Raw genomic sequence first — 21,414 nt, 5'->3', positions numbered from 1 at the left:
CGGCTCGCTCATAGCCGGTACCGCACCTGGGCCGTCACTTCCGAGCGCGCCGAGCCCATAATTTCCTCCAGCCCCGAGCCTACGGTGGCCTGATGTCGGTAGCGCGTGTCGGTGTAGCGCAGCCAGAGCGTAAAGTGCTTGTTGAAAGCTGCTTGCAAAATGAGATAGGCGCGCGTACCCTGCCCGTAGAGTGCGGGCACCGACACGGCGTAGAGTACATCCTGCTCAAAAATGTACTGCCGGGTGTCGTAGTCGTCGGTGTCGAACACGGCGTAGCGCCCGGCCAGGCTCACGCGCCGGGCTAGCTGCACCGAGGCATCCTGGCTCAGGATATAGCCGCGCCGCCAGGGCAGGCCATCATCGGCGCGCAGGTAGGTGGCTTGCAGGCGCGTGCGCAGGCCTAGCCGGGCGGTGGGCTGCACGTCGGCATACAGCAGCACCGAGTGGCGCACCTGCTGGCCCGGCAGCGGCACCGCCCGCCCGCTAAGGCTAGCGGGTAGGTCGAGCGGCTTGAGGCGGGCGCGGTACTGGGCGTAGAGCAGGCTGGTTTTGGTAGGCGCGAAGGCCACGCGCAGCAGCGCATCCTGGCCGTGGCTGGGGGCGCTCACCCGGTAGCGCAGCCACGGAAACCGAAACTGGTCGAAGTAGGCCGATACCTCCCAACGGGCTAGCGGGCGCACTTTCAGGCCCAGGTAAAAGCCGCTCTCGTTGATGGGGCGCGTGTTTTCGCTCAGCGCGTTGCCGTAGAAAGTGTGAAAATCGGCGTCGTAGTGGCGCACCAGCACGGCCACATCCACGCTAGGCCCCAGGCTAGCCAGCAGGCCATTGACGGTGCCCAAGCCGCCGCTTCTGCTGCGCCCGCTTTCGCCAAACAGCAGCAGATTGCGCCAGCCGTAGCTGTAGTGCGCGCCGAAGGCTAGGTTGTTCTGGCCACTGAATTCGTAGCGATTGTAAGGCTCGGCGCGTTTCTGAAATCCCATACCGTAGTGCGTGCCCACGGCCGTGAGGCCCAGCGCCAGGTTGCCGTCGGCACTGAGGTAGGCGAGGTGGCCGCCGCCCACGGTTTCGCTCAGGCGCTGGCGGTTGGCGATTTCGCTGGCCGTGCGGTGCAGGCCGGTCAGCACCAGGCTGCTGCTAAACTCATCGAACTGCGCCAGCGAGTCGGTGGCTAGCCGGGCGCTGGCGTCGATGTTTTTGCGCGAGGCAAAGACCGTGGCTTCCAAGCGCGGGGCTAGCCGGTAGGTGGCCGCCGCGCCCCGAAAAAACGTGTTTTCGAGCAGCGCCGCGTAGGGCCGCACGCCCAGCGAGGCCCGGCGCAAATTGGTAATAGTTTCGGCTCCCTTGCCCGCCGCCAGCCCCGACGACAGCAGCAGGCCCTGCCCAAACTGCAGCTGGTAGTCGCCCAGCGCCAGCGTTTTCAAGCGGCCCTGCTCGTGCAGCACGAAGTGAGCCGATAAAAAATCGGGCCCGAACTGGTGCTGGCCCGGCCGCCAGGCCAGCGGCTCGCCCGCGTCCTTTTCGGCCGTGAAGCCCAGGCTAAAATCGTGGGCGTGGCTCACGCGGTAGCGCAGGGCCACGGCATCGGGCGAGCCCAGGTAGCGCAGCGTGGGCCGGCCCTGAAAGGTATCGACCGGCGAGTAGCCCTTTTGCCGTTGCAGCACGCGCCGGTAGCGTAGCAGCACGGCATTATTCTCTTCATTTTTAATGCGTTGCCACAGCGGGCCGCGCGCCGAGTTAGGCGTATTGCTGGCCACTGTCACGAAGGGCGCCACGCGGGCAATGGTGCGCACGTCCCACTCGGGCACGGCTTGCAGCTCATACACGCTCAGCAGCAGCCCGTTGGCCTGCCGGTATCTGAGCAGCGCCGCCACCTGCTTTTCGGTGAGCAACGGCAGGGCGCGCAGCTCCTCGGGGCCAGCGGTGTTGAGATTGAGCGGTGCCTGATAGAGGGTGAGCAGCGTGCCGTAGAGGTCTTCGTAGGGAATCTGGTCGGTCTGGATTTCGGCAAATAACTCCTGCGCCAGTCGCTCAAAATCGGGTGCCCGGCGCGGGTAGTTCTGCGCGGTGGCCAATGCTGGCACGAGCAAACCCATCAGTAAGGTGGCCCGGTGCGCCCGGCTGTTGCTGCCAGCTAGCCTCCACGCAGAAATTCGAAATAAGAACTGGTAGTAATTCCTCATTCTAAATTCTTCATTTCGGATTTCCCCCACTGCCAGCCCAGACTGAAATACTGGCTCAGGCCCAGCGCCGAGTGCCAGCCGGCAGCGTAGTCGAGCTGAAAATCGCCGGCCCGCAGGCCCACGCCGCCGGTGGCCTGCTGGCTGAGGCTGGCGTAGCCCAGGCGCACGGCCACGGCCGCCGTGGGCCGGTACTCGATGCCGGCTTTCATACCCGCGGCGCGCTCCACGTCTTTTTCGGCTTCGACCAGCAGCAGCACCTGCTGGCCAGGGCGGTAGGCCAGGCCGACGCGCAGCACGGTGGGTACCCGCTCGTCCTGGTAGTCGGCCAATTTAGCCTGGGTCAGATTATACAGGTACACGCCCAGCGTGAGACGCCGGGGCAAAAGCTCGGCCTGCCCGCCCAGCGAAGCCGCCAGCACGCGCCGGCTGCCCAGGTCCTGAAAGCTTACTTGCAGCGCATCGAGCCGGCCGCCAATGTTTATCACCCCTAGCCGGTAGCCGTAGGCCGCGCCCACTCGCGTCTCATTATACAAAACGCCGCCGAAGCGCTGCGCCTCAAGGCCCAATACGCCCCGGCTGGTGCGGGCGGGCTGGCCGGCCGCCGCAGGCTCGACCACGCTCAGGGGCAGTGCCAGGGCCACTGCCGCCACGTTGAGGCTCGGGAGGAGGTAGCGGTTTTCAAAGTAAAGGCCCACCGTGGGTTGGGTAATGGTGCCCAGCCCGGCGGGATTATTGGCCACCGCCCACACCTCGCCGGCTAAGGTAGCCGAGGCATTGCCTAAAGCCTGGGCGCGGCCCCCGTGCCCGGCCGGGCCGTTGCCTTGGGCTAGCGAAACGCGGGTAAGTAGCAATAAATTAAAAATTGACAGGAATAAATACTTTACCATACGCGCTGCTAAACTGAATAAAGTCGAAATATAAGGGCAGTGATGCGTAGCAAATACGCAGTATTATAAGGCCGGCACGCCGGCTAAGCTGCCGCCGTGCCGCTCCCTCTGGCCGGGGCCGAACTTTGCACCGTCGTTCGACCTTTGTACCCTGCTATGCTTCGTCGTTTGCTGCTGCTGCTGGTGCGGTTTTACCAGTTGTTCATTTCGCCGCTCACCCCGCCGAGCTGCCGCTACACGCCTACTTGCTCGGCTTATGCCGCCGAGGCCATTGGCCGGTACGGGGCGTGGCGCGGGGGGCGGCTGGCGCTGCGGCGCATCGGGCGCTGCCACCCGTGGGGCGGCGCGGGCCACGACCCGGTGCCGTAGGGGCTACTGGGTTGCGGGAGTTGGGCCAGCCATTGCGCAGGCTTTGCCGTACAAGCCTGCCTATGCTCCGTATTCCACTCCTTATCCGCCCGCTAGTGGGCGTCATGCTCCTTACCTCGGCCTGCTCGCAGGCGGCCGACACCCAAAGCAGTACCGGCCAGCCGCAGGAAACTGCCCAAGCCAAGCCCGGTAAAAAGGGCAAAAAAGGCTCGCACAAAAAGGACAAAGCCGAGGCGGCGGCCGATGGCCTGCGCCATATGGGCAAGCTCACCCAGGGCATTCTGGAAAGCTCGGGCCTGTGCGCGGCGCCCGAGGCGGGTACGTATTTCACGTTCGGCGACGATGGGCAGCCGCCCATTGTGTACCGCGTGGATGGCCACGGCCAGCAGGTGGCCCAGTTTACGCTGGGGGCGCCCAACCACGACTGGGAAAGCCTGAGCCGCGATGCCAGCGGCAACTACTACATGGGCGACTGCGGCAACAACAACTCGGACCGCCAGAACCTGGCCATCCTGCGCTTTCGGCCCGCCACCCCTGGCCAGGTGCAAAAAATCAGCTTTAAATACCCCGACCAGACCGAGTTTCCGCCCAGCAAAAGCGAGCGCAACTTCGACTGCGAAGCCAGTCTCTGGCACGATGGGCAGGTGTATCTCTTCACTAAAGACCGCGCTACCCAAAGCACCTGCAAGGTGTACACGGTGCCCGACCAGCCCGGCAGCTACACCGCCAAGCTCATCACCAAGCTAGCCATTCCCGGCGAGGTGACCGATGCCACGCTCTCGCCCGATGGCCACCGGCTCATCTTGCTGGCCCGGCAGGAGCTGTTTATTCTGGATGGTAATTCGTGGGCTGATATTTTGAAGGCTAGCCCGCGCCACATCAGCCTGCAAGGTGCGGGACAAACCGAGGGAGCTGCCTTTAAAGACCCGAATACGCTGCTCATTACTACCGAGCAGGGCGACGTGTACGAGCTGGATTTGTAGTCGATTTCGGGAACTGAATAATCACAGAAAAAGCCCGCTGCACTTAAGTAGCGGGCTTTTTCTGTGGCTGGTGGCTAGGGTAAGTGACCTACGACTTCACGGCCGTAGCGCGGGCGGCAGCTTCCTCCTCGGCCAGGTCGCGCGGGGCGTAGCCGTAAGGGTTTTTGGGGTCTTTGCCGGCGCGCAGCAGCACCCACAAGCCAATGAGAATGAACGGAATACTGAGCAGCTGCCCGATGTTGAGGTGGTATTGCGCGATGATGCCGGTTTCCTGCGATACCTGGTTTTCTTTCAGAAATTCGACCAGAATACGGAACGTGAACAGCAGCACCACAAACAGGCCAAACAGTAAGCCACGCGGCGTGCGCTCCTTGTATTTATTCCACAGGCTATACAGCAGCACCAGCAGGAAGATGCAAAACAGCGACTCGTAAATCTGGGTGGGGTGGCGGGGCACGGCCATCTCCATGGTAGCGGTGGGGGTGGTGCCGGCGGGCAGTACTTCGGTGTGCTCTTCGCCATTGGGCAGGCGGCTGCGCTGCACCAGCACCGCCCCGGCGGGCAGCGGCATCACGGGCGCTTGCAGGTGCTCGGTGTCGCGCGGAAACACGAAGGCCCACGGCACATCGGTCGGCTTGCCCACAATCTCGGAATTCATGAGGTTGCCTAGCCGGATGCACGCCCCGCCGATGGCCACCACAATCACAATGCGGTCGAGCACCCAGAGGTAGTCAAATTTATTGCGCACGCTGAAAATGAAGACTGCCAGCAAAATGCCAATTGTAGCGCCGTGCGAGGCTAGCCCGCCGTGCCAGATTTTAAGAATCTCCCAGGGGTGTTCTTTATAGGAAGCCCAATCGTAGAAGAAAACGTGGCCTAGCCGCGCGCCCAGCACCGTGCCCACCACCATGTAGAAGGTGATGACATCGACCCAATACGGCCGCACGCCTTCTTCCTTATAAATATGCGTGAGCACAAACGAGCCGATGACGAAGCCCAGCGCAAACAGCACGCCGTACCAGCGCAGCAGCAGCGGCCCGATTTCGGCAATAATAGGGGAGACGTTCCAGGGAATATAAGCGAGCAGCGCAGTCATGGGCAACAGAATGAAAAGAGGTGTCAAAGGTACTTCGGGCGGCGGCGCCTGGCTGGCAAGCCAGGCGCCGCCCCACCGGGGCTAGCCAAAAATCAATGGGAAAACAACAAGGCCGGCTGGCTAGGCTGACTAGCCAACTTCGCAGGGCGCAGGGCAGCTCCGTCGCCGCTCACCGCCAGCACCAGCGCGCCGAGCAGAGCCGCGTAGGCCGGGCGGCGCGCCCAGCCCGGCAGCCAGGAGGCCGGCGCAGGCTCGGCCGCGAGCCGGGCCTGCACGCGGGCGTAAAAAAATGGCGGCGGCTGCGCCTTGGATTGGTTCCGAAGCTGGCGCAATAGCTCCTCCCATGCTTCATCGGAGCCCGGGCGACTAGTTGAATCAGACATGGCGAAACGAGGGGTGAAGGTGGCGGCGCAGCGTTTGCCGTGCCCGAAACAACGCGGATTCTACGGCCGCCACGGTGATATTAAGCACCGCCGCTATTTCCTCGTAGCTCAGCTCCTGCTCGTGGCGGAGCGTGAAAACTACCTGCTGCTGGGTGGGCAGGCGCCCGATGTACTGGTGCAGCAGGGTGAGCTGCTGCTCACTTTCGAGCAGCGCCTGCGGGTGCGCGTGGTCGGGCGGCTCGTGCAGCACCTGGTTATGAAAGCCGAGCAGGCTCGTAAAAAAAGCGAAACGCTTCTTGGCACTCAGGCGCCGACGGTGCTGCAAGGCCCGCGACGTGGCTAGCCGGTAGAGCCAGGTGCTAAGGGCCGACTCGTCCCTAAACCGGGCGATAGTTTGGTAAACTTCCACGAAAACCTCCTGGGCCACGTCTTCAGCTTCTTCGGGCGAGCGCAGCAGCGACAAAGCGGTGCTATACACCCGGTCCTGAAAGCGCGCCACCAAGGTGCGAAACGCAGCTTCACTGCCCTGCTGAAGCTGCGCTACCAGCTCAGCATCGGCGGCCGCGCTCCGGCTAGGGCAAGGCAGCGCTTCAAGAGCAAAAGGCAGCGGCAGGCAGTAGGCCATAAAACACCAACACAACGGGTTCAGTAATCAGCAAGCGCAGCGCCTGCGCAAGGGCTAGCGCTACGCCAGCTTAGGTGCCATCACCTCAGAAAACTTGCGCTACTTTGCCTTATTACTAAGTAAGATGCTGAATAATAAGGCAATAATTTGACTCTACAGCGCCGCCAGCTCCTCGGCAAACCCGCCGCTCAGAATCGGGAAGCGTAGCCACGAGCGCGGGTCCACGTTGTAGTCGTCGAGGTGAAAGCTGGGCGCGTAGCGCTCGCGCTTCCACTGGTTGCGGCTCCAGAGTTGGTAAAAGCGCTTGACGTAGGCGCGCAGCTGTTCAGGCGCGTAGGCTGGTTCTTCGGCCACGAGCTGGGCCAGCACGGCGGCCGGCGAAAGCCGGTCGTAGAAGGCCAGCCGCTCGATGCGGTTGAGCAGCACGTAGGGCATGAGGTCGCGCTCGTCGGTTTGCTTGTCGGCCAGGGGGCGCAGCTCGGCGGTGGGTTGCAAGGCGTTCACGTGGCGCAGCGCTTCGTAGCCGAGGGCCGTTTGGGCCCAGCGCAGCCACTTCTTGACGAAGTCCTTATCGACGCCCGCGATGGGGGAGATGCTGCCGGCCGTGTCGCCGTCCATGGTGCAGTAGCCCACGCTGGCTTCCGAGCGGTTGCTGGTCGTGATGAGCAGGCAGTTCTGCACATTGGCCAGCAGCCAGATGCCGGGGGCGCGCACCCTAGCCTGAATATTTTGCAGCGCCAGGTCGTCGGTTTGCCAGGTCAATTCGCGGCCCAGCGCGTGCTCAATCTTGCCCACGTAGCCACTCACTTCCTCGTCAATCGTCCAGGCAAAAAACCGGGCGCCGATGCTGTCGGCTAGCTCCCTGGCGGAGGTCAGCGTGTCATCCGAGGAATTGACGGTGCCCTGGTAGGCGCAGGCAAGCAGGTGATTAACGAGCTGTTGATTAGGGCTGAGCTGGGGCCTAGCGGGCGCCGGCTCCACTGCCTGATGGGCCGCGCCGCCCGCGCCCGCCTGCACTACGGACGTTTTGGCCGCGTCAAACGTGCCGCTGCGCCGCTTAAATTCTTCTTCGCCCAGCTCGGCCACGCCCAGGCGCACCATCTCGGCCACGGCTACCGCGCAAAAGCACGAGTCGGCTCCGCCGCTGAGGCTCAGCACGAAGCCCCGGCTGCGCGCCTTGCGCAGGTAGTCGAAGAGGCCCAGGCTCATGGCTTGGTTCAGCTCGCGATACTCGTCGGGCTCGGGCAGCGGCACGATAACGTCGGCCACTGCGAGCGGCTCCCGAAAGTTCACATCCACCCATTCCATATCCACCGCTTTAAAGCTCAGCAGCTGGTTGCGCTTGAGCAGGTGGCCGTTGCGGGCAATGAGGATTTCGCCGTCGTAGATGATACGCCCGGCCTCGTTGCCCAGCAAGTTGGCGTAGAGGTAGGTGCACGTAAAATTGCGCGAAGCATTGAGCACCAGCTTGTAGCGCAGGTCAGTCTTGCTCATCGCGAAGTGGCTAGCCGAGGGGTTAAGTATCAACTCCACCTTGCCCACGAGCCGGCAGGCGGGTCGCACATCGTCGGGCCGCCACGCATCCTCACAAATCTCGAAGCCAAACCGCACCCCCAGGTGCTCAAAGGTGAGGTCGCCCAGCGGCCAGCTTTCGCCGTTGTGCTCGACGGTGGTCGCTTCGCCCGCCACCCACGGCACGAAGAAGCGCGTCTCGTAGTGCACCCCGTCGTTGGCCAGAAACTGCTTGGCCGCGAAGCCCAGAATCTGGCCGTCGCGCAGCACGGCGGCCGTGTTGTAGGTGCGGTGGGCTAGCCGCACCGGCAGCCCCACCACCACGCAGATGCCCTCGGTGAGCGGCCTTATTTTTTGCAAATGCTCCAGCGCTGCCGCCGGTAGCCAGTCGCTCAAAAACAGGTCTTCGCAGTTGTAGCCCGTCAGGCACAGCTCGGGCAGGCACAGCAGCTCCACGCCCTCAGCCTTGGCCTGGGCAATGGCCGCGCTGATATTCTGAATATTATGCCCCCAGTCGAAGGGAATCTGGTTGAGGGCGGCTCCGGCAAGGCGCATAGCTTTGGTGTGCTAGTTTTATGAATAACAAAAGAACGTCATGCTGAGCTTGCCGAAGCATCTCTACCGCGCCGTTAGATTGGTAACCCCAATGACGCGGTAGAGATGCTTCGGCAAGCTCAGCATGACGTTCTTACTGCGTAAAATTACACCCCTAGTGCCGCCAGCGCCCGCTCGGCGGCGAGCTGCTCGGCCTGCTTCTTATTGAGGCCCATGCCGGTAGCCACCACTTCATCGCTGAGCAGCACGGTGGCCGTAAACTCCATTACGCCGCCCGGCCGGGGCTCGCCACTTAGCTCGTAGCGCACGTCTTTGCCGTGGCGCTGCGCCCACTCAATGAGCTTGCTCTTGTAGTTGGAGGTGGTGGTAGTCAGCTTGTTGACGTCCACAAATGGCTTAATCAAGCCTTTGAGCACAAACTTGCGGGCCGCTTTGTAGCCCAGGTCGAGGTACACGGCGCCCACCAGCGCCTCCAGCGCGTTGCCATTCACCGAGCGCGAGCGGGCCACGCGGGCCTGGGTAGCATCGAGCTGCACCAGCTTGTCGAGGCCCATTTTCAGGGCAATAGCATTCAGGCTCTCGCGGTTAACAATGCGCGAACGCGTTTCGGTCAGAAAGCCCTCTTGCTCATAGGGATACTTTTTAAACAGATACTCGGCCACCACGGTACCCAGCACCGCGTCGCCCAGAAACTCCAGCCGCTCGTTGCTCTGGTGGCGGCCCGCGCCGGGGTCCTGTTTCACCACCGACGAGTGCGTGAAGGCTAGCTGGTACAGCCGCGCATTGTGCGGGTCTTGGCCAATAACGGTGGCCACGGCCTGCCGAAACTGCTTATCGCTGCCCAGCAGCCGCCGAAACAGGCCAAAGAGGGGGAGGGGCATCTTAGGTAAGCCTTTAGCTTTTGGTTGAAAGGATAAAGAACGTCATGCTGAGCCCCGCCAAGCATCTCGCTCGCGCCGCTAGGGGTACTAAACCTAGCGAAGCGAGCGAGATGCTTGGCGGGGCTCAGCATGACGTTCTTAGAAAGTAAATAAGGGGCAACAGCCTATTCAGCCAATTTGCGGAAAACCACGCTGGTGTTGTGCCCGCCAAAGCCAAATGTGTTGCTGATGGCTACGTTCACGTCGCGCTTCTGCGCCACGTTGGGCGTGAAGTTCAGATTCTGGTTGATTTCCGGGTCGGGCGTGTGCAGGTTGATGGTGGGCGGCACCATGCCGTGCTGCATCGCCAGGATGCTAGCCACCGCCTCGATACCGCCGGCGCCGCCGAGCAGGTGGCCCGTCATGCTCTTGGTCGAAGAGATGTTGAGCTTGGCCGCGTGCTCACCAAATACGGTTTCGATGGCCTTAATCTCCGCCCCGTCGCCGAGCGGCGTGCTTGTGCCGTGGGTGTTGATGTAGTCCACGTCTTCGGGCTGAATGCCGGCGTCGCGCAGCGCGTTACGCATCACCAGCACCACGCCCGAGCCGCTAGGGTCGGGCGCCGTAATGTGGTAGGCATCCGACGACATGCCGCCGCCGATAACCTCGCAGTAGATTTTGGCGCCGCGCGCCTTGGCGTGTTCGTATTCTTCGAGCACCAGCGCGCCCGCGCCTTCACCCAGCACAAAGCCGTCGCGGTCCTTGTCATACGGGCGCGAGGCCGAAGCGGGGTCGTCGTTGCGCTCGCTCATGGCCTTGAGGGCGTTGAAGCCGCCCACGCCCGATTCGGTGATGGCCGCCTCCGAGCCGCCGGTGACGATGGCGTCGGCTAGCCCTAGCCGGATATTGTTGAAAGCCGCAATCAGCGCGTCGTTCGACGAGGCGCAGGCCGAGGTAGTCACGTAGTTAGGTCCGCGAAAACCATTCTTGATGGAAATATTGCCCGACGACGAGTCGGCAATCATGCGCGGAATGAAGAACGGCGAGTACCGGGGCGTGCCATCGCCGCGCTCAAACTGGAAGCACTCTTCCTGCAGCGACTTCAGCCCGCCGATGCCCGAGCCCCAGATAACGCCCACGCGGTCCTTATCGACGCCGCTCGTCAGCAGGCCGGCGTCGGCAATGGCCTCGTCGGAAGCGATAACGGCAAACTGCGTAAACAAGTCCATTTTAGGCCCTTGCTTGCGCTCGAAATAATCGTTGGGGTTGTAGTTTTTTACCTCGCAGGCAAAGCGGGTTTTAAACTTGGTGGCGTCGAAGCGGGTGATGGGTGCGGCCCCGCTGACCCCATTTACGAGCCCTTCCCAGTAGGCGGCGGCAGTGTTACCCAGCGGGGTGATGGCCCCAATACCGGTTACGACAACGCGGCGGATTGACGACATAAGGCAAACGCCGAGTGGGCGGCGTAGTTAGAAACGAAACGAGGGGGTTGGGTGAAAGCAGCAAAACCGGCCGGCGGCGGGCCGGCCGGTATAGGCAATTTTCTTATTCTATGCCGCGCGGCTAGGGGCTGCCCGGCTTAAAAAGACTACTTAGCGTGCTCTTCGAGGTAGCTTACTGCCTGTCCCACGGTCTGGATGTTCTCAGCCTGGTCATCGGGGATGCTAACGTTGAATTCCTTTTCGAATTCCATAATCAGCTCCACGGTGTCGAGCGAATCGGCACCCAGGTCGTTGGTGAAGCTGGCTTCCGGAGTTACTTCCGAGGCTTCAACGCCCAGCTTGTCGATAATGATGGCTTTTACTTTTTCGGCGATTTCAGACATTGCAGTCGTGGTTAAGGGGGAAACTTGCCTGCAAAGTAACGCACCTTTTCGCAACTACGCCGCGAAACCCCTCTTTGCAGGGCGTACAATATTTTGGCTTGGCATTAAAAAGAGGCAGCCAGGGGGCCGTCGAAAGCCGTAGCTTTGCACTTCGCCCCTGCCCCATGAAAACCCTCACCCTGGAGCCAGAGTACGACTGCGACTTTGCGCTGTTTGGCCTCGTGTCGAGCACCCGCGACTACACGCTGGCCTGGAGCCTCAACCGGGGCCTGCGCATGCGCCTGGTGCGCCAGCCCGACTTTGTGCTGAATCTGGTGCAGCAGGGGGCCCTGGCGTTCAGCTATTACCTCTACGGTACGGAAGCGCTTACCTTGCGCCTGCTGCGCAACCGCGCCGCGCTGCCCTCTACGCTAGCCAAGCCGTTTCTGGCCCCCGACATTCGCGAGTACGACTACCTGCTGCAAGTGCACGGCGGCGCCGACGAGTGGGCCGGCACCGAGCTGCTCGACCGCCTCACGGCCCTGCCCCTGGTGCAGTACGCCAGCGAGTTTGACCCCAACGAATTGAAATACAAAGAAAATCTGATTTTTTAACTTAGCTGCTCAGCTCTTTCCGCATGCAACCGTCCCCCGTGTCGTTTAATAAAACCAAAATCGTGGCCACCGTTGGCCCCGCTTCCAACACCTACGAGCGCCTCGGCATGCTCATCCGCGAGGGCGTCGATGTGTTTCGCCTCAACTTTTCGCACGGGGCCTACGAGGAGCACCTGGCGGTGATTAATACCGTGCGTCGCCTTAATAAGGATATGCGCACCAACGTAGGGCTGCTGCAAGACCTGCAGGGACCAAAAATCCGTTTGGGTGAGGTCGAAGGTGGCGGCGTCGAAATCAAGCGCGGCGACAAAATAAAGCTGGTGTGCGGCGAAAAGGAAATCAGCACGGCCACGCGCCTGAGCACCATCTACCTGGGGCTAGCCCGCGATGTGAAGCCCGGCGACCAGATTCTCATCGACGACGGCAAGATTGAGCTGAAGGTGCTCGCTACCGACCGCGACAAGGAAGTGGATGTGGAAGTGGTGTACGGGGGCCTCGTGAAGCCCCGCAAGGGCATCAACCTGCCCGACTCGGAGGTTTCGGCCCCGAGCATGACGGAAAAGGACATTGAGGACCTGAAATTTGGCTTGGAGCACGACGTGGATTGGGTAGCCTTGAGCTTTGCCCGCAAAGCGGAGGATATTCGCTTTATCAAAAACCTGATTGCGGAAGCCGGCAAAACCACCCGTGTGGTGGCCAAGATTGAAACGCCCGATGGCCTGCGCAACATCGACGAAATCATTGCCCTCACTGATGCCGTGATGGTAGCCCGCGGCGACCTCGGCGTGGAGGTGAAGATGGAGGAGGTGCCGATGGCCCAGAAGATGATTATCGAGAAGTGCAACAAGGCCGGCAAGCCCGTTATCGTGGCCACCCAGATGATGGAGAGCATGATAACGGCCCCGCGCCCCACCCGTGCCGAAACCAGCGACGTGGCCAACGCCGTGCTCGACGGCGCCGACGCCGTGATGCTCTCGGCCGAAACCGCCGTGGGCCAGTACCCGGCCGAGGTTATCCGCTCGATGGTCGCTACCATCCTGAGCGTGGAAAGCCGCAGTCCTAAGCTGTTCTACAAGTGGTGGCCTGTGGATGCCGCCGCGCCTACCTTCGTGGAAGACAGCATCCTGTCGGCTTCGTGCCACCTAGCCAAGAATACCACGGCCCGCGTTATCACCGGCATGACGGGCAAAGGCTACACGGCTTTCCAGCTAGCTAAGTACCGCCCCAAGGCCGACATCTTCATCTTCACCGACAACCGGCCGCTGCTCACCGTGCTGAGCCTGGTGTGGGGCGTGCGGTGCTTCTACTACGACCGCTTCAACAGCACCGACAGCACCATTGCCGACATCAAAAATATCCTGATGACTACCGGCCACCTTAACACGGGCAATGTGTTTATCACGACGGGCACCATGCCCATCAGCGAGCGCGGCCGGGCCAACATGGTGAAAGTGAGCGTAGCATAAGCCCTGCACTGCGGGCTTATTGGATTCTCGGATTTTGAAAACGCAAAAAAGGCCGCTCCAACGAGCGGCCTTTTTTTAGTGAGAGAACCCTAGCCAGTGAGCGACGGGCCTCGCAAAATCGGCTACAAAATCCGACGAATCCGATAAATCTGCGAGGCAGACATTACTCTTTAACCAGCTTCCACGTGAAGGGGCTAGCAGCGGGCACCAGCAGCTGCACTAGGTAGAGGCCCGCGGGCTGGCCGGCCAGCGGCACCGCCACTCGAAGCTGGCCGGCCGCTACCGGCATTCGCCATAGGGTGCGGCCCAGCGCATCGGTGAGGGCCAGCACGGCGCCCGGCGCACTGGGCGCCGCCAGGGCCAGGGTAGCCTGCTCGGTAGCCGGGTTGGGCGCCAGCGTGGCGGTGGCCGCTGCCTGGGCGGCGCGGGTGGGCAGCAGGCCGGCAAAATTGCCCGGCTGGCCACACGTTATGCCATTGCGCTTGTAGTACGTCAGAGAGTTGCTGTAATTGGGGCTGCTGCCAAGGGTGATGGGACCCAGGCCTAGCGAGGCCGAAAACTCGTACACGTAGGCAGCATCGTCGACGCCACTCTCGTACTGGCCAGGCTGGCTCAGAAATGGGTACATGGGCACAAAAGCAAGCGTGCGGGAGCTAGACAGGCAGCCAGCCGAAGGCCCGCGCCGCGCCGTGCTCTGGCCCATAAACAGTGTGCCGTTTGGTAGCACCTGGTATTCGCCGGCCAGCAATGACAGAAACGGAAACTGCCGCGACCGCCCGGTGCGTAGCGAAATTACCCAGCGGCCCGCCAGTGGCGCCGCGACGACCGTGCCCGGCGTGCCGCAGCCCGGAAAAGAGTAGTTTGAGTCTGCTCGCGGTAAGTTAACACGAGGCTGTCGGCGCTGAACTGCCGACTCGTGATGCGCCGCAGCCGGTAGCCTTGCGAGCAGACAAACGCCGAGCCGAATGAGTAGGTAGTCAGCTCATAGCCTAATTCATCACCCACGCTCAGCGCAAAGAGCTGGCGCGCGTCATAGTCGCCCAGCCCAGCTTGGGGCGTAGTCCACTGCTGCCAAGCCGGGCTGCTGCCATCCAGCGCCAGCCACTGGGGGCCTAGCCGCAGGCCATAGCGGCGGCTGAGCACCACCTGCTGCCCGTTGCTGAGCGTGATGGTGGCTACCGAGTCAGCACTGGTACCTGCCGGGTCGAGCGCGCGGCTGCTGAGGGTGGCCGTGAGGGCGGGCTGTACGCTGGCTGCCCAGGTGCTGCCCACCGCTGCCCGGGGCCGCAGCAAGAGGGCTACCGGCGTGGCCGGGCCGATTGGCGCTGGCTCGGCATTGGCTTCCAGGTAATACTCGCTGCCGCCGGGGCGCCAGCGCAGGCGGGCGCCAAACAGATTATTGCGGCTCTTGGCATAGCGGGAAGCAGGACTACCCAAGGGCCGCAGCAAGCGATTGAACGTATACACCGAGTCGCCGGCGGCGGTGGCATAGGCCGAGTCGACGCGCAGCGTGTGCACCGGGACAATAAGTCCTGGACTGCCCGGTGGCGAATAGCTGTAGCTGAAGCCCGGCCGGAACGGCCGCCACGCGGTCTGCTGCGCCTCAGCCAGCAGGCTGGCCGCTAGCAAGAAAAGCGTGAGAAAATAGCTGATTCGCATATCTTCAAAGAGTGAAATGGAGCAGCGGCAAAAGTAGCGGCAAAAGTGCTGGCCAGGGACCGGCCAACGCAAAAAGCCCCGCTATAGCTAGCGGGGCTTTTTGGTAAGGAGCGCGGGACCAAACGGTGGGGCGGCAGAGTTCGGTCCCGCTAAACTCGTCTCGCGCTAAAGCGCGTTAACGAGTTTTGTCAGCTTGCTCTTGTTGTTAGCAGCTTTGTTTTTGTGGATGATGTTCTTCTTAGCCAGGCGGTCCAGCATTGAGGTCACTTTCTTCAGCAGCTCCTGGGCGGCCGACTTGTCGGTAGTGCCGCGCAGTTTCTTGATAGCCGTGCGGGTAGACTTATGCTGGTAGCGGTTTAGTACGCGCTTCGCTTCGTTGCTGCGGATGCGCTTAATAGCCGACTTATGGTTTGCCATGACAAAAAAGAAAATTCTATAGAGGACAGCCGGACGGCTGCGGTTTTCGCGTTTGGGAGGGCAAAGGTAGAAAATAAAACCAACAATTCCCAGCTTTTGAGTAAGAAAAATTGGAGTTGTCAGCGCCGGGGTAAGCTAGCGGCATCCGGGACAAGGTGCCCATCTTTGCTTCAGTACACTGTGGCGTAGGGCTAGCCAGGGCCAAGTTGGCGTTGCTTTTGCTGCAAAATGCGCCGCCGAATTTCCGCTTTATTCTCTTGCGCTCATGCCGCTCCTTCCTGCTTCTGCTTATCGCCCGGCTACTTTGCTTGCCAATGGCCACCTGCAAACCATTGCGGCCAGCACCCTGCGCCGGGTGCCGGAAGTGCGCTACCAGCGCGAGCGGCTGGAACTGCCCGACGGCGATTTTGTGGACCTCGACTGGTCGCTGGTCACGGCGGGCCAGCCGGCCCCGCGGCTAGGCATCATTTCGCACGGGCTGGAGGGCGACAGCAACCGGCCCTACGTGCGCGGCATGGCGCGGGCCCTCAACCAGGCGGGTTTTGATGCGCTGGCCTGGAACTACCGGGGTTGCGGCGGCGAAACCAACCGCCTGCTGCGTGCCTATCACCTCGGCGATACCGACGACCTAGCCGAAGTAATCGGGCACGCGGCGGACGTAAAAAACTACCCGGAAATCTTCCTGACCGGCTTCTCAGCCGGCGGTAATGTGACGCTAAAATACCTGGGCGAAAACGCGGCGCGCGTACCGCCGCAGGTGAAGCGGGCGGCGGTATTTTCGGTGCCAACCGACCTCAAGGCCAGTTCGGTACACATCAGCCGCTGGCAAAATCAGATTTACCTGCGCCGCTTTATGAGCTCGCTCAAGGAGAAAATGCGGGCCAAAGACAGCCACCTGCCCGGTCAGCTCGACTTGACGGAGCTTAACCAGCTGCGCGATTTTCCGCAGTTTGACGAGCGCTACACGGCGCCGCTGCACGGCTTTGCCTCAGCCGACGACTACTACGAGCAGTCGGCCTCGGGGCGCTACCTGGCGGGCATTCGCATTCCGACGCTGCTGGTAAATGCCCTGAACGACCCCTTCCTGCCCGCTAGCTGCTTTCCGCGGGAGGCGGCGGCGGCCAGCGAGTTTTTTTACCTCGAAACCCCGGCCGGCGGCGGGCACGTAGGCTTCAACGAAGGTGGTCCGGCTGGCCCGTATTACTCGGAGCGGCGCGCCGTTGACTTTTTCACCCGTGCGGTGCCGGGGTAGGGCTTGACTAAAACGCTCGTGCGGCTAGCCTTCCAACCCTGGAAAGCTAGCCGCACGAGCGTTTTAGTAGCCAGCTGCTTACACCTGGGGCGGCGAAGTGGCCTCAATAGCCGAAAAGGTTTCGAGAATCTTGTAGGTATGCGAGGCACCCTGCGGCACCAGGTAGGAGGCGCCGGGCTCCAGGGGCGTTACCTTGCCTTCGAGGTGCAGCTCGGCGCGGCCCTTGAGTACGTAGCCTACGGTTTCGTAGGGCTTGTTGCTGAGCGGTTTGGGCTCGCCGGGCGCTTCGTTTTCCCAGAGGCGCAGAGCTACGTGGTGGCCGGCGGCCAAGTGTTTGGCGCCATCGGCGCTCACTGCGGCCGAAGCGGCATTGGCGTTGGAAGTAGACATGAGGAAGAGTAGATAAGGCGCAGATAATGCGCCCGTTAAAAAGTGATTGAAGCTGCGGCAGATACCTGCTAAATGTCAGTCAGCAGCGTTAGCTACTAACGGCCAGGCCAACCCGGCGGTTGTGCCCGGGCCACCAAAACCTTCGCCCCGGCCGGCCGGTTAAGAAGCTCATGCCGCGCAGCCGAGTGGTTTTGCCGGTTATTTTTCGTTCCTAGCCATGATTCTGCCGTGTCTGCCACTGCCCTCGAAACTTTTGCCGAGCAATTGGCGCGGGCGCACGCGGCCGTGCCCACCGCCCTGCCGGGGCCCGCTTTCTGCGCGCTAGCCGAGCAGGTGCTGGCCGTGCTCTTTCCCGAGCGGGCCGCCCGGCCGCTGGCCGGCACCGATGCCGTAGCTGCCACCCTCTACCACTTGCAGGCCGAGCTAGCCGAGCTGCTGGCCCAGGTACCCGGCCTGCCCAACGCCCCCGGCACGCTCGCCGACAGCTTGTTTAATGGCCTGCCCACGCTGCGCGAGGCACTGCTGCGCGATGCCGAAGCTACCCTGGCTGCCGACCCCGCTGCCCAGAGCATCAGTGAGATACTGACTACTTACCCTGGGTTTTACGCTACCGCCCTGCACCGGCTAGCCCACGCGCTGCACCAGCGCGGTGTGCCGCGCCTGCCGCGCCTGCTAAGTGAGTACGCTCACCAGCGCACGGGCATTGACATTCACCCTGGGGCGCGCATCGGCGCGGCCTTCTGCATCGACCACGGCACGGGCATCGTCATTGGCGAAACGGCCGAGATTGGTGCGCACGTGCAAATTTACCAAGGCGTTACGCTAGGAGCCTTGAGCGTGGCGAAGGCTTTACAGGGCCTCAAGCGCCACCCGACTATTGAGGACCACGTCGTGATTTACGCTAACGCCACCATTCTGGGGGGCAGCACGGTAATTGGTACGTACAGCATTATCGGCGGCAACGTGTGGCTGACCGAAAGCGTGCCTTCGCACTCGCGGGTGTATCACCGGGCGCAGCTGCACATGGCCCGGCAGGATGACCCGGCCGGCGAACTCATATTTTCGATTTAACCCACTTCCCTTTTTCTAACTGACCCCTCATTCCACCCCATGAAAGCTAATTCCATGCTCGATGTTATCGGCCACACGCCGTTACTCAAACTCAACCGCCTATTCGCTGCCGAGCGCCCCGATGTGGAGGTGTGGGTGAAGCTGGAGCGCCAAAACCCCGGCGGCTCTATTAAAGACCGCATCGCGCTGAGTATGATTGAGCAGGCCGAGAAAGACGGTATCCTCACCAAAGACAGCATTATTGTGGAGCCCACCTCGGGCAATACCGGCGTGGGGCTAGCCCTGGTGGCGGCCGTGAAAGGCTACAAAATTACGCTCGTTATGCCCGAGAGCATGAGCATTGAGCGCCGCCGCCTGATGTCGGCCTACGGTGCCAACCTGGAGCTGACGCCACGCGAAGGGGGCATGAAAGCCGCCATCGCCAAGGCTCAGGAAATAGTAGACAGCACGCCCGGCGCCTGGATGCCCATGCAGTTTTCTAACCCGGCCAATATTGCGGTGCACGTGGCCACCACGGCCCAGGAAATTCTGGCCGATGCGCCGGAGGGCGGCTTCGATATGCACATTACGGGCGTGGGCACGGGCGGCCACCTCACCGGCGTGACGGAAGTGCTCAAGCCTAAATTTCCGAAGATGAAAACCTTTGCCGTGGAGCCCGAGCTGTCGCCCGTTATCAGCGGCGGCGCGCCGGGGCCGCACCCCATCCAGGGTATCGGCGCGGGCTTTATCCCCGACAACTTGCACCGCGAAGTGCTCGACGGCGTTATTCAGGTGAGCCGCGACGAGGCGTTTGAGATGACGCGCCGCGCCGCCAAGGAAGAAGGCATTTTGTGCGGCATTTCGTCGGGCGCCTCGCTGGCAGCCGTGGCCAAGAAGCTAGCCGACGTGCCGCAGGGCGGCAAGGTCCTCACCTTCTGCTACGACACCGGCGAGCGCTACCTGTCGGTAGAAGGACTGTACGTGTAGATAGCTAATTAAAAAAAAGTTACTACTTAAGAGCGTCGTGCCCGGCTAGCCTGGGCTCGGCGCTCTTGGCGTTTCTGCCGTATCGGGAAGTATGGAACAATCTGAATCTGCAGCCGACCGCTTCTGGCGCTGGGCGCTGCCGGTGGCCGTGCTGGCTTGCCTCTACGTCAATTACTTATACAATGCCAATCCGCCCACCGGCGCGCTCAGCAACGGCGCAATGTCGGCCCGGCACCCCACGCTGCTTACGCCGGCTGGCTACGCGTTCAGTATCTGGGGCGTCATTTTTCTGGGGTTGGTGGTATACACCGTGTGGCAGTGGCTACCTGCGCAGCGCGGGGCGCGCTTGCCGCTGGCCATCAATTCATTACTGACCAGGGCCGTAGTAATGACCGCCGCCTGGACGCTGGTATTCAGCTACGAGATTATCAACAGTAGTCTCACCGTGATGGTACTGCTGCTGCTGCTGCTGGCCCAGGCCTACGGCCGGGCGCGGCAGCTGGGGCTCATGCGGGCCGTGCCCGGCTGGCCGACGTGGTTTCTGAGCTTTTACCTAGGTTGGATAGTGCTGGCCACGGTGCTCAATTTCATTTTTGGGCTGCGCGACGGGTTTGGACTGCACTGGTCGGCCGGGGCTAGCCTGGCGGGTTGCTATGCGCTGCTGCTTGTTGCCGTGCTGCTGGGCCTGGGGCTAGCCTGGCGCAGCCATGATGTGCGCCTGCCGCTGCCCATTGCCTGGGGCCTCCTCGGCACCTGGGTGGCGCAGCGGGCTAGCCAGCCGGGGCTGGCCGTGGCGGCGCTGGGCGTGGCCTCGGTGCTGCTGCTGGGGGCGGCGGTGGTAGGCTGGCGGCGCAGCCAGCAGGTGCTGGCCGCGGGGTAGGAGCGGGGAGCTAGGCCCGGACTGTACTTTTGGGGTGATTGCTAGCGGCGGTCCGTTGCTTGCTCCTCATCAGGAAGTGGGTAGCAGCTGCCGGCTAAACAATCATTCATCATCAACCAATAATTCTTACATGCGCCAGAATTTCGTTGCCGGCAACTGGAAAATGAACCTCACCCTGCCCGAAGCGCAGGCCCTGACTTCCGAAGTAGTGCAGATGCTGCACGACGAGCTTACCGGCCCTAAGCCCCAGGTGGTTATTTGCCCGCCCTTTCCGCTGCTCATGGGCGTGCACCGCCTGCTGGGCGATAGTGGCAACCCCGCGCTCGGGGCCCAAAACTTCCACCAGAAGGAAAGCGGGGCCTACACCGGCGAGGTGTCGGCCAAGCAGCTGCGCTCGGTGGGCTGCGCCTACGTGATACTCGGCCACTCGGAGCGCCGCCAGCACTTCCGCGAAGACGACGCTCTGCTGGCCGAGAAGCTGAACACGGCCCTGGCTGCCGGCCTGAAGCCGATTTTCTGCGTGGGCGAAAGCCTGGAAACCCGCGAGGCCGACGAAACTTTCGACTTCATCGGCCAGCAGCTGGCCAACGGGCTCTTTCACCTGAGCAAGGAAGACGTTGATAAAGTGGTCATTGCCTACGAGCCCATCTGGGCCATTGGCACGGGGCGCACGGCTAGCAGTGCGCAGGCGCAGGAAGTGCACGCCTTCATTCGGCAGCAGGTGGCGGCGGCCTACGACCAGGCCACGGCTGACAACACAACTATCCTCTACGGCGGCTCGTGCAACGCCCAGAACGCCCGCGAGCTCTTCAGTCAGCCCGACGTGGATGGTGGCCTCATCGGCGGCGCGTCATTGAAATCGCGCGATTTTGTTGAAATTGTAAAGTCCTTTTAGCTAGCTGGCACTGCCCAAAGGACGAATTGTATTTTAGGCCGAATTATTGCCTTAACCGGCTCGCCTAGTGTTATAAATTCCAGTTCATCCTTTTACGCGGCGGTTTTATGCTATCTTTTTTTCTCGCTTTTCTGCTTTTTTTCACCCCGCCCGGCGTGGGTGGGGTGGCTAGCCGGCCGGGTCTTGCCCTGGCACACCCGGCCGGCTCGGTAGAGCCCTGCAAAATCTACGGTTCCATCTACCTCGAAAACGACCCGCGCCGGGCTAATTCGTGCTTTGCGGTAGTGTACCTGGAACCCGAGCAGGCCTTTGCCGACGTAATCGTATTTAATGAAACCAACAAGCTTTTCGCGGATAAAGCGGGCTTGTGGTGCCCGGCCGAAAACCGCGAGTTTGCCGACTATACGCTGTACGTGACCACCGACCGCAGCCGGGCCGATTTCGCCATTCACTACACCAAGGTGCGCTCGTTTGCGGGCTGCAAGCAGTAGCGCCGCGGCTCATTGCGTGCGGGGCGCGTCGCTCCGGACTGCCCCGCGCGCAATGAGCC

23 protein-coding genes are annotated in these 21,414 nt (G+C 62.1%); 10 read left to right on the top strand and 13 right to left on the bottom strand.

Annotated elements, in window-relative coordinates:
• Positions 1-8: 8 nt before the first annotated feature.
• A complete protein-coding gene (locus GKZ68_RS11900) occupies positions 9-2,081 on the bottom strand; it encodes a helix-hairpin-helix domain-containing protein (RefSeq protein ID WP_254243977.1) in 2,073 nt (690 codons plus the stop codon).
• A 95-nt stretch (positions 2,082-2,176) separates the two neighbouring features.
• Positions 2,177-3,031, bottom strand: coding sequence for a hypothetical protein (locus tag GKZ68_RS11895; protein ID WP_173114950.1), 855 nt, complete (start codon positions 3,029-3,031; stop codon positions 2,177-2,179).
• Between the two features lie 192 nt (positions 3,032-3,223).
• Between GKZ68_RS11895 and yidD the strand changes: the two genes are divergently transcribed.
• Both yidD and GKZ68_RS11885 read left to right on the top strand, forming a co-directional pair.
• The gene (gene yidD, locus GKZ68_RS11890; protein WP_173114948.1) at positions 3,224-3,436 is read left to right on the top strand and encodes a membrane protein insertion efficiency factor YidD; all 213 of its coding nucleotides are present in this window, start codon (positions 3,224-3,226) and stop codon (positions 3,434-3,436) included.
• A 62-nt stretch (positions 3,437-3,498) separates the two neighbouring features.
• On the top strand, positions 3,499-4,419 hold the full coding sequence (locus GKZ68_RS11885) for a hypothetical protein (RefSeq protein WP_173114945.1): 921 nt from the start codon (positions 3,499-3,501) through the stop codon (positions 4,417-4,419).
• An 88-nt stretch (positions 4,420-4,507) separates the two neighbouring features.
• Here the strand turns inward: GKZ68_RS11885 and lgt are convergent, their stop codons facing one another.
• The 7 genes from lgt to GKZ68_RS11850 all read right to left on the bottom strand — a co-directional run bounded on the left by lgt (position 4,508) and on the right by GKZ68_RS11850 (position 11,275).
• Complete coding sequence (gene lgt / locus GKZ68_RS11880) at positions 4,508-5,515, bottom strand: prolipoprotein diacylglyceryl transferase (protein ID WP_173114942.1); 1,008 nt, start codon at positions 5,513-5,515, stop codon at positions 4,508-4,510.
• A gap of 92 nt (positions 5,516-5,607) precedes the next feature.
• The gene (locus GKZ68_RS11875) at positions 5,608-5,898 is read right to left on the bottom strand and encodes a hypothetical protein (RefSeq protein WP_173114939.1); all 291 of its coding nucleotides are present in this window, start codon (positions 5,896-5,898) and stop codon (positions 5,608-5,610) included.
• Positions 5,891-6,523, bottom strand: a complete 633-nt coding sequence (locus tag GKZ68_RS11870; RefSeq protein WP_173114936.1) for an RNA polymerase sigma factor — start codon at positions 6,521-6,523, stop codon at positions 5,891-5,893. Before GKZ68_RS11870 ends, GKZ68_RS11875 begins: the two co-directional genes overlap by 8 nt.
• A 153-nt stretch (positions 6,524-6,676) precedes the next feature.
• Complete coding sequence (gene nadE, locus GKZ68_RS11865) at positions 6,677-8,590, bottom strand: NAD(+) synthase (protein WP_173114933.1); 1,914 nt, start codon at positions 8,588-8,590, stop codon at positions 6,677-6,679.
• 146 nt (positions 8,591-8,736) lie between these two features.
• A complete protein-coding gene (gene rnc / locus GKZ68_RS11860; RefSeq protein WP_173114930.1) occupies positions 8,737-9,471 on the bottom strand; it encodes a ribonuclease III in 735 nt (244 codons plus the stop codon).
• A 164-nt stretch (positions 9,472-9,635) separates the two neighbouring features.
• Positions 9,636-10,892, bottom strand: a complete 1,257-nt coding sequence (gene fabF / locus GKZ68_RS11855) for a beta-ketoacyl-ACP synthase II (protein ID WP_173114926.1) — start codon at positions 10,890-10,892, stop codon at positions 9,636-9,638.
• Between the two features lie 146 nt (positions 10,893-11,038).
• Entirely contained in the window at positions 11,039-11,275 is a 237-nt protein-coding gene (locus GKZ68_RS11850) for an acyl carrier protein (RefSeq protein ID WP_068229068.1), read from the bottom strand.
• Between the two features lie 164 nt (positions 11,276-11,439).
• On the opposite strand from GKZ68_RS11850, the gene GKZ68_RS11845 reads away from it, so the two are divergent.
• Together GKZ68_RS11845 and pyk are read left to right on the top strand one after the other, a co-directional pair.
• A complete protein-coding gene (locus GKZ68_RS11845; RefSeq protein WP_173114923.1) occupies positions 11,440-11,868 on the top strand; it encodes an IPExxxVDY family protein in 429 nt (142 codons plus the stop codon).
• A gap of 23 nt (positions 11,869-11,891) precedes the next feature.
• On the top strand, positions 11,892-13,334 hold the full coding sequence (pyk, locus tag GKZ68_RS11840; RefSeq protein ID WP_173114920.1) for a pyruvate kinase: 1,443 nt from the start codon (positions 11,892-11,894) through the stop codon (positions 13,332-13,334).
• A 163-nt stretch (positions 13,335-13,497) separates the two neighbouring features.
• Here pyk and GKZ68_RS11835 read toward each other — a convergent pair whose 3' ends face one another.
• The 3 genes from GKZ68_RS11835 to rpsT all read right to left on the bottom strand — a co-directional run bounded on the left by GKZ68_RS11835 (position 13,498) and on the right by rpsT (position 15,410).
• Positions 13,498-13,962, bottom strand: a complete 465-nt coding sequence (locus GKZ68_RS11835; protein WP_173114917.1) for a hypothetical protein — start codon at positions 13,960-13,962, stop codon at positions 13,498-13,500.
• A 164-nt stretch (positions 13,963-14,126) separates the two neighbouring features.
• On the bottom strand, positions 14,127-14,993 hold the full coding sequence (locus tag GKZ68_RS11830) for a hypothetical protein (RefSeq protein ID WP_173114913.1): 867 nt from the start codon (positions 14,991-14,993) through the stop codon (positions 14,127-14,129).
• Positions 14,994-15,158: 165 nt separating this feature from the next.
• Complete coding sequence (gene rpsT, locus GKZ68_RS11825; RefSeq protein WP_173114910.1) at positions 15,159-15,410, bottom strand: 30S ribosomal protein S20; 252 nt, start codon at positions 15,408-15,410, stop codon at positions 15,159-15,161.
• A 265-nt stretch (positions 15,411-15,675) separates the two neighbouring features.
• On the opposite strand from rpsT, the gene GKZ68_RS11820 reads away from it, so the two are divergent.
• The gene (locus GKZ68_RS11820; protein WP_173114907.1) at positions 15,676-16,662 is read left to right on the top strand and encodes a YheT family hydrolase; all 987 of its coding nucleotides are present in this window, start codon (positions 15,676-15,678) and stop codon (positions 16,660-16,662) included.
• A 78-nt stretch (positions 16,663-16,740) separates the two neighbouring features.
• Here the strand turns inward: GKZ68_RS11820 and GKZ68_RS11815 are convergent, their stop codons facing one another.
• Positions 16,741-17,052 carry a cupin domain-containing protein gene (locus tag GKZ68_RS11815; RefSeq protein WP_173114904.1) on the bottom strand — a complete coding sequence of 104 codons (312 nt, stop codon included), beginning with the start codon at positions 17,050-17,052 and terminating at the stop codon, positions 16,741-16,743.
• A gap of 228 nt (positions 17,053-17,280) precedes the next feature.
• On the opposite strand from GKZ68_RS11815, the gene GKZ68_RS11810 reads away from it, so the two are divergent.
• From GKZ68_RS11810 to GKZ68_RS11790, 5 genes are all read left to right on the top strand, one after another.
• Positions 17,281-18,123, top strand: coding sequence for a serine O-acetyltransferase (locus tag GKZ68_RS11810; protein ID WP_254243976.1), 843 nt, complete (start codon positions 17,281-17,283; stop codon positions 18,121-18,123).
• Between the two features lie 39 nt (positions 18,124-18,162).
• Entirely contained in the window at positions 18,163-19,089 is a 927-nt protein-coding gene (cysK, locus tag GKZ68_RS11805) for a cysteine synthase A (RefSeq protein ID WP_173114901.1), read from the top strand.
• Positions 19,090-19,180: 91 nt separating this feature from the next.
• Positions 19,181-19,969, top strand: a complete 789-nt coding sequence (locus GKZ68_RS11800) for a hypothetical protein (RefSeq protein WP_173114899.1) — start codon at positions 19,181-19,183, stop codon at positions 19,967-19,969.
• Between the two features lie 130 nt (positions 19,970-20,099).
• Positions 20,100-20,864, top strand: a complete 765-nt coding sequence (gene tpiA, locus GKZ68_RS11795) for a triose-phosphate isomerase (RefSeq protein ID WP_173114897.1) — start codon at positions 20,100-20,102, stop codon at positions 20,862-20,864.
• Between the two features lie 107 nt (positions 20,865-20,971).
• On the top strand, positions 20,972-21,355 hold the full coding sequence (locus GKZ68_RS11790; RefSeq protein ID WP_254243975.1) for a hypothetical protein: 384 nt from the start codon (positions 20,972-20,974) through the stop codon (positions 21,353-21,355).
• Positions 21,356-21,414 lie beyond the last annotated feature (59 nt).

The organism is Hymenobacter sp. BRD128 (assembly GCF_013256625.1).
GTDB lineage: Bacteria > Bacteroidota > Bacteroidia > Cytophagales > Hymenobacteraceae > Hymenobacter.
Note: the sequence above shows the minus strand (reverse complement) of the source record. Positions and strands in the feature narration are given on the sequence as shown.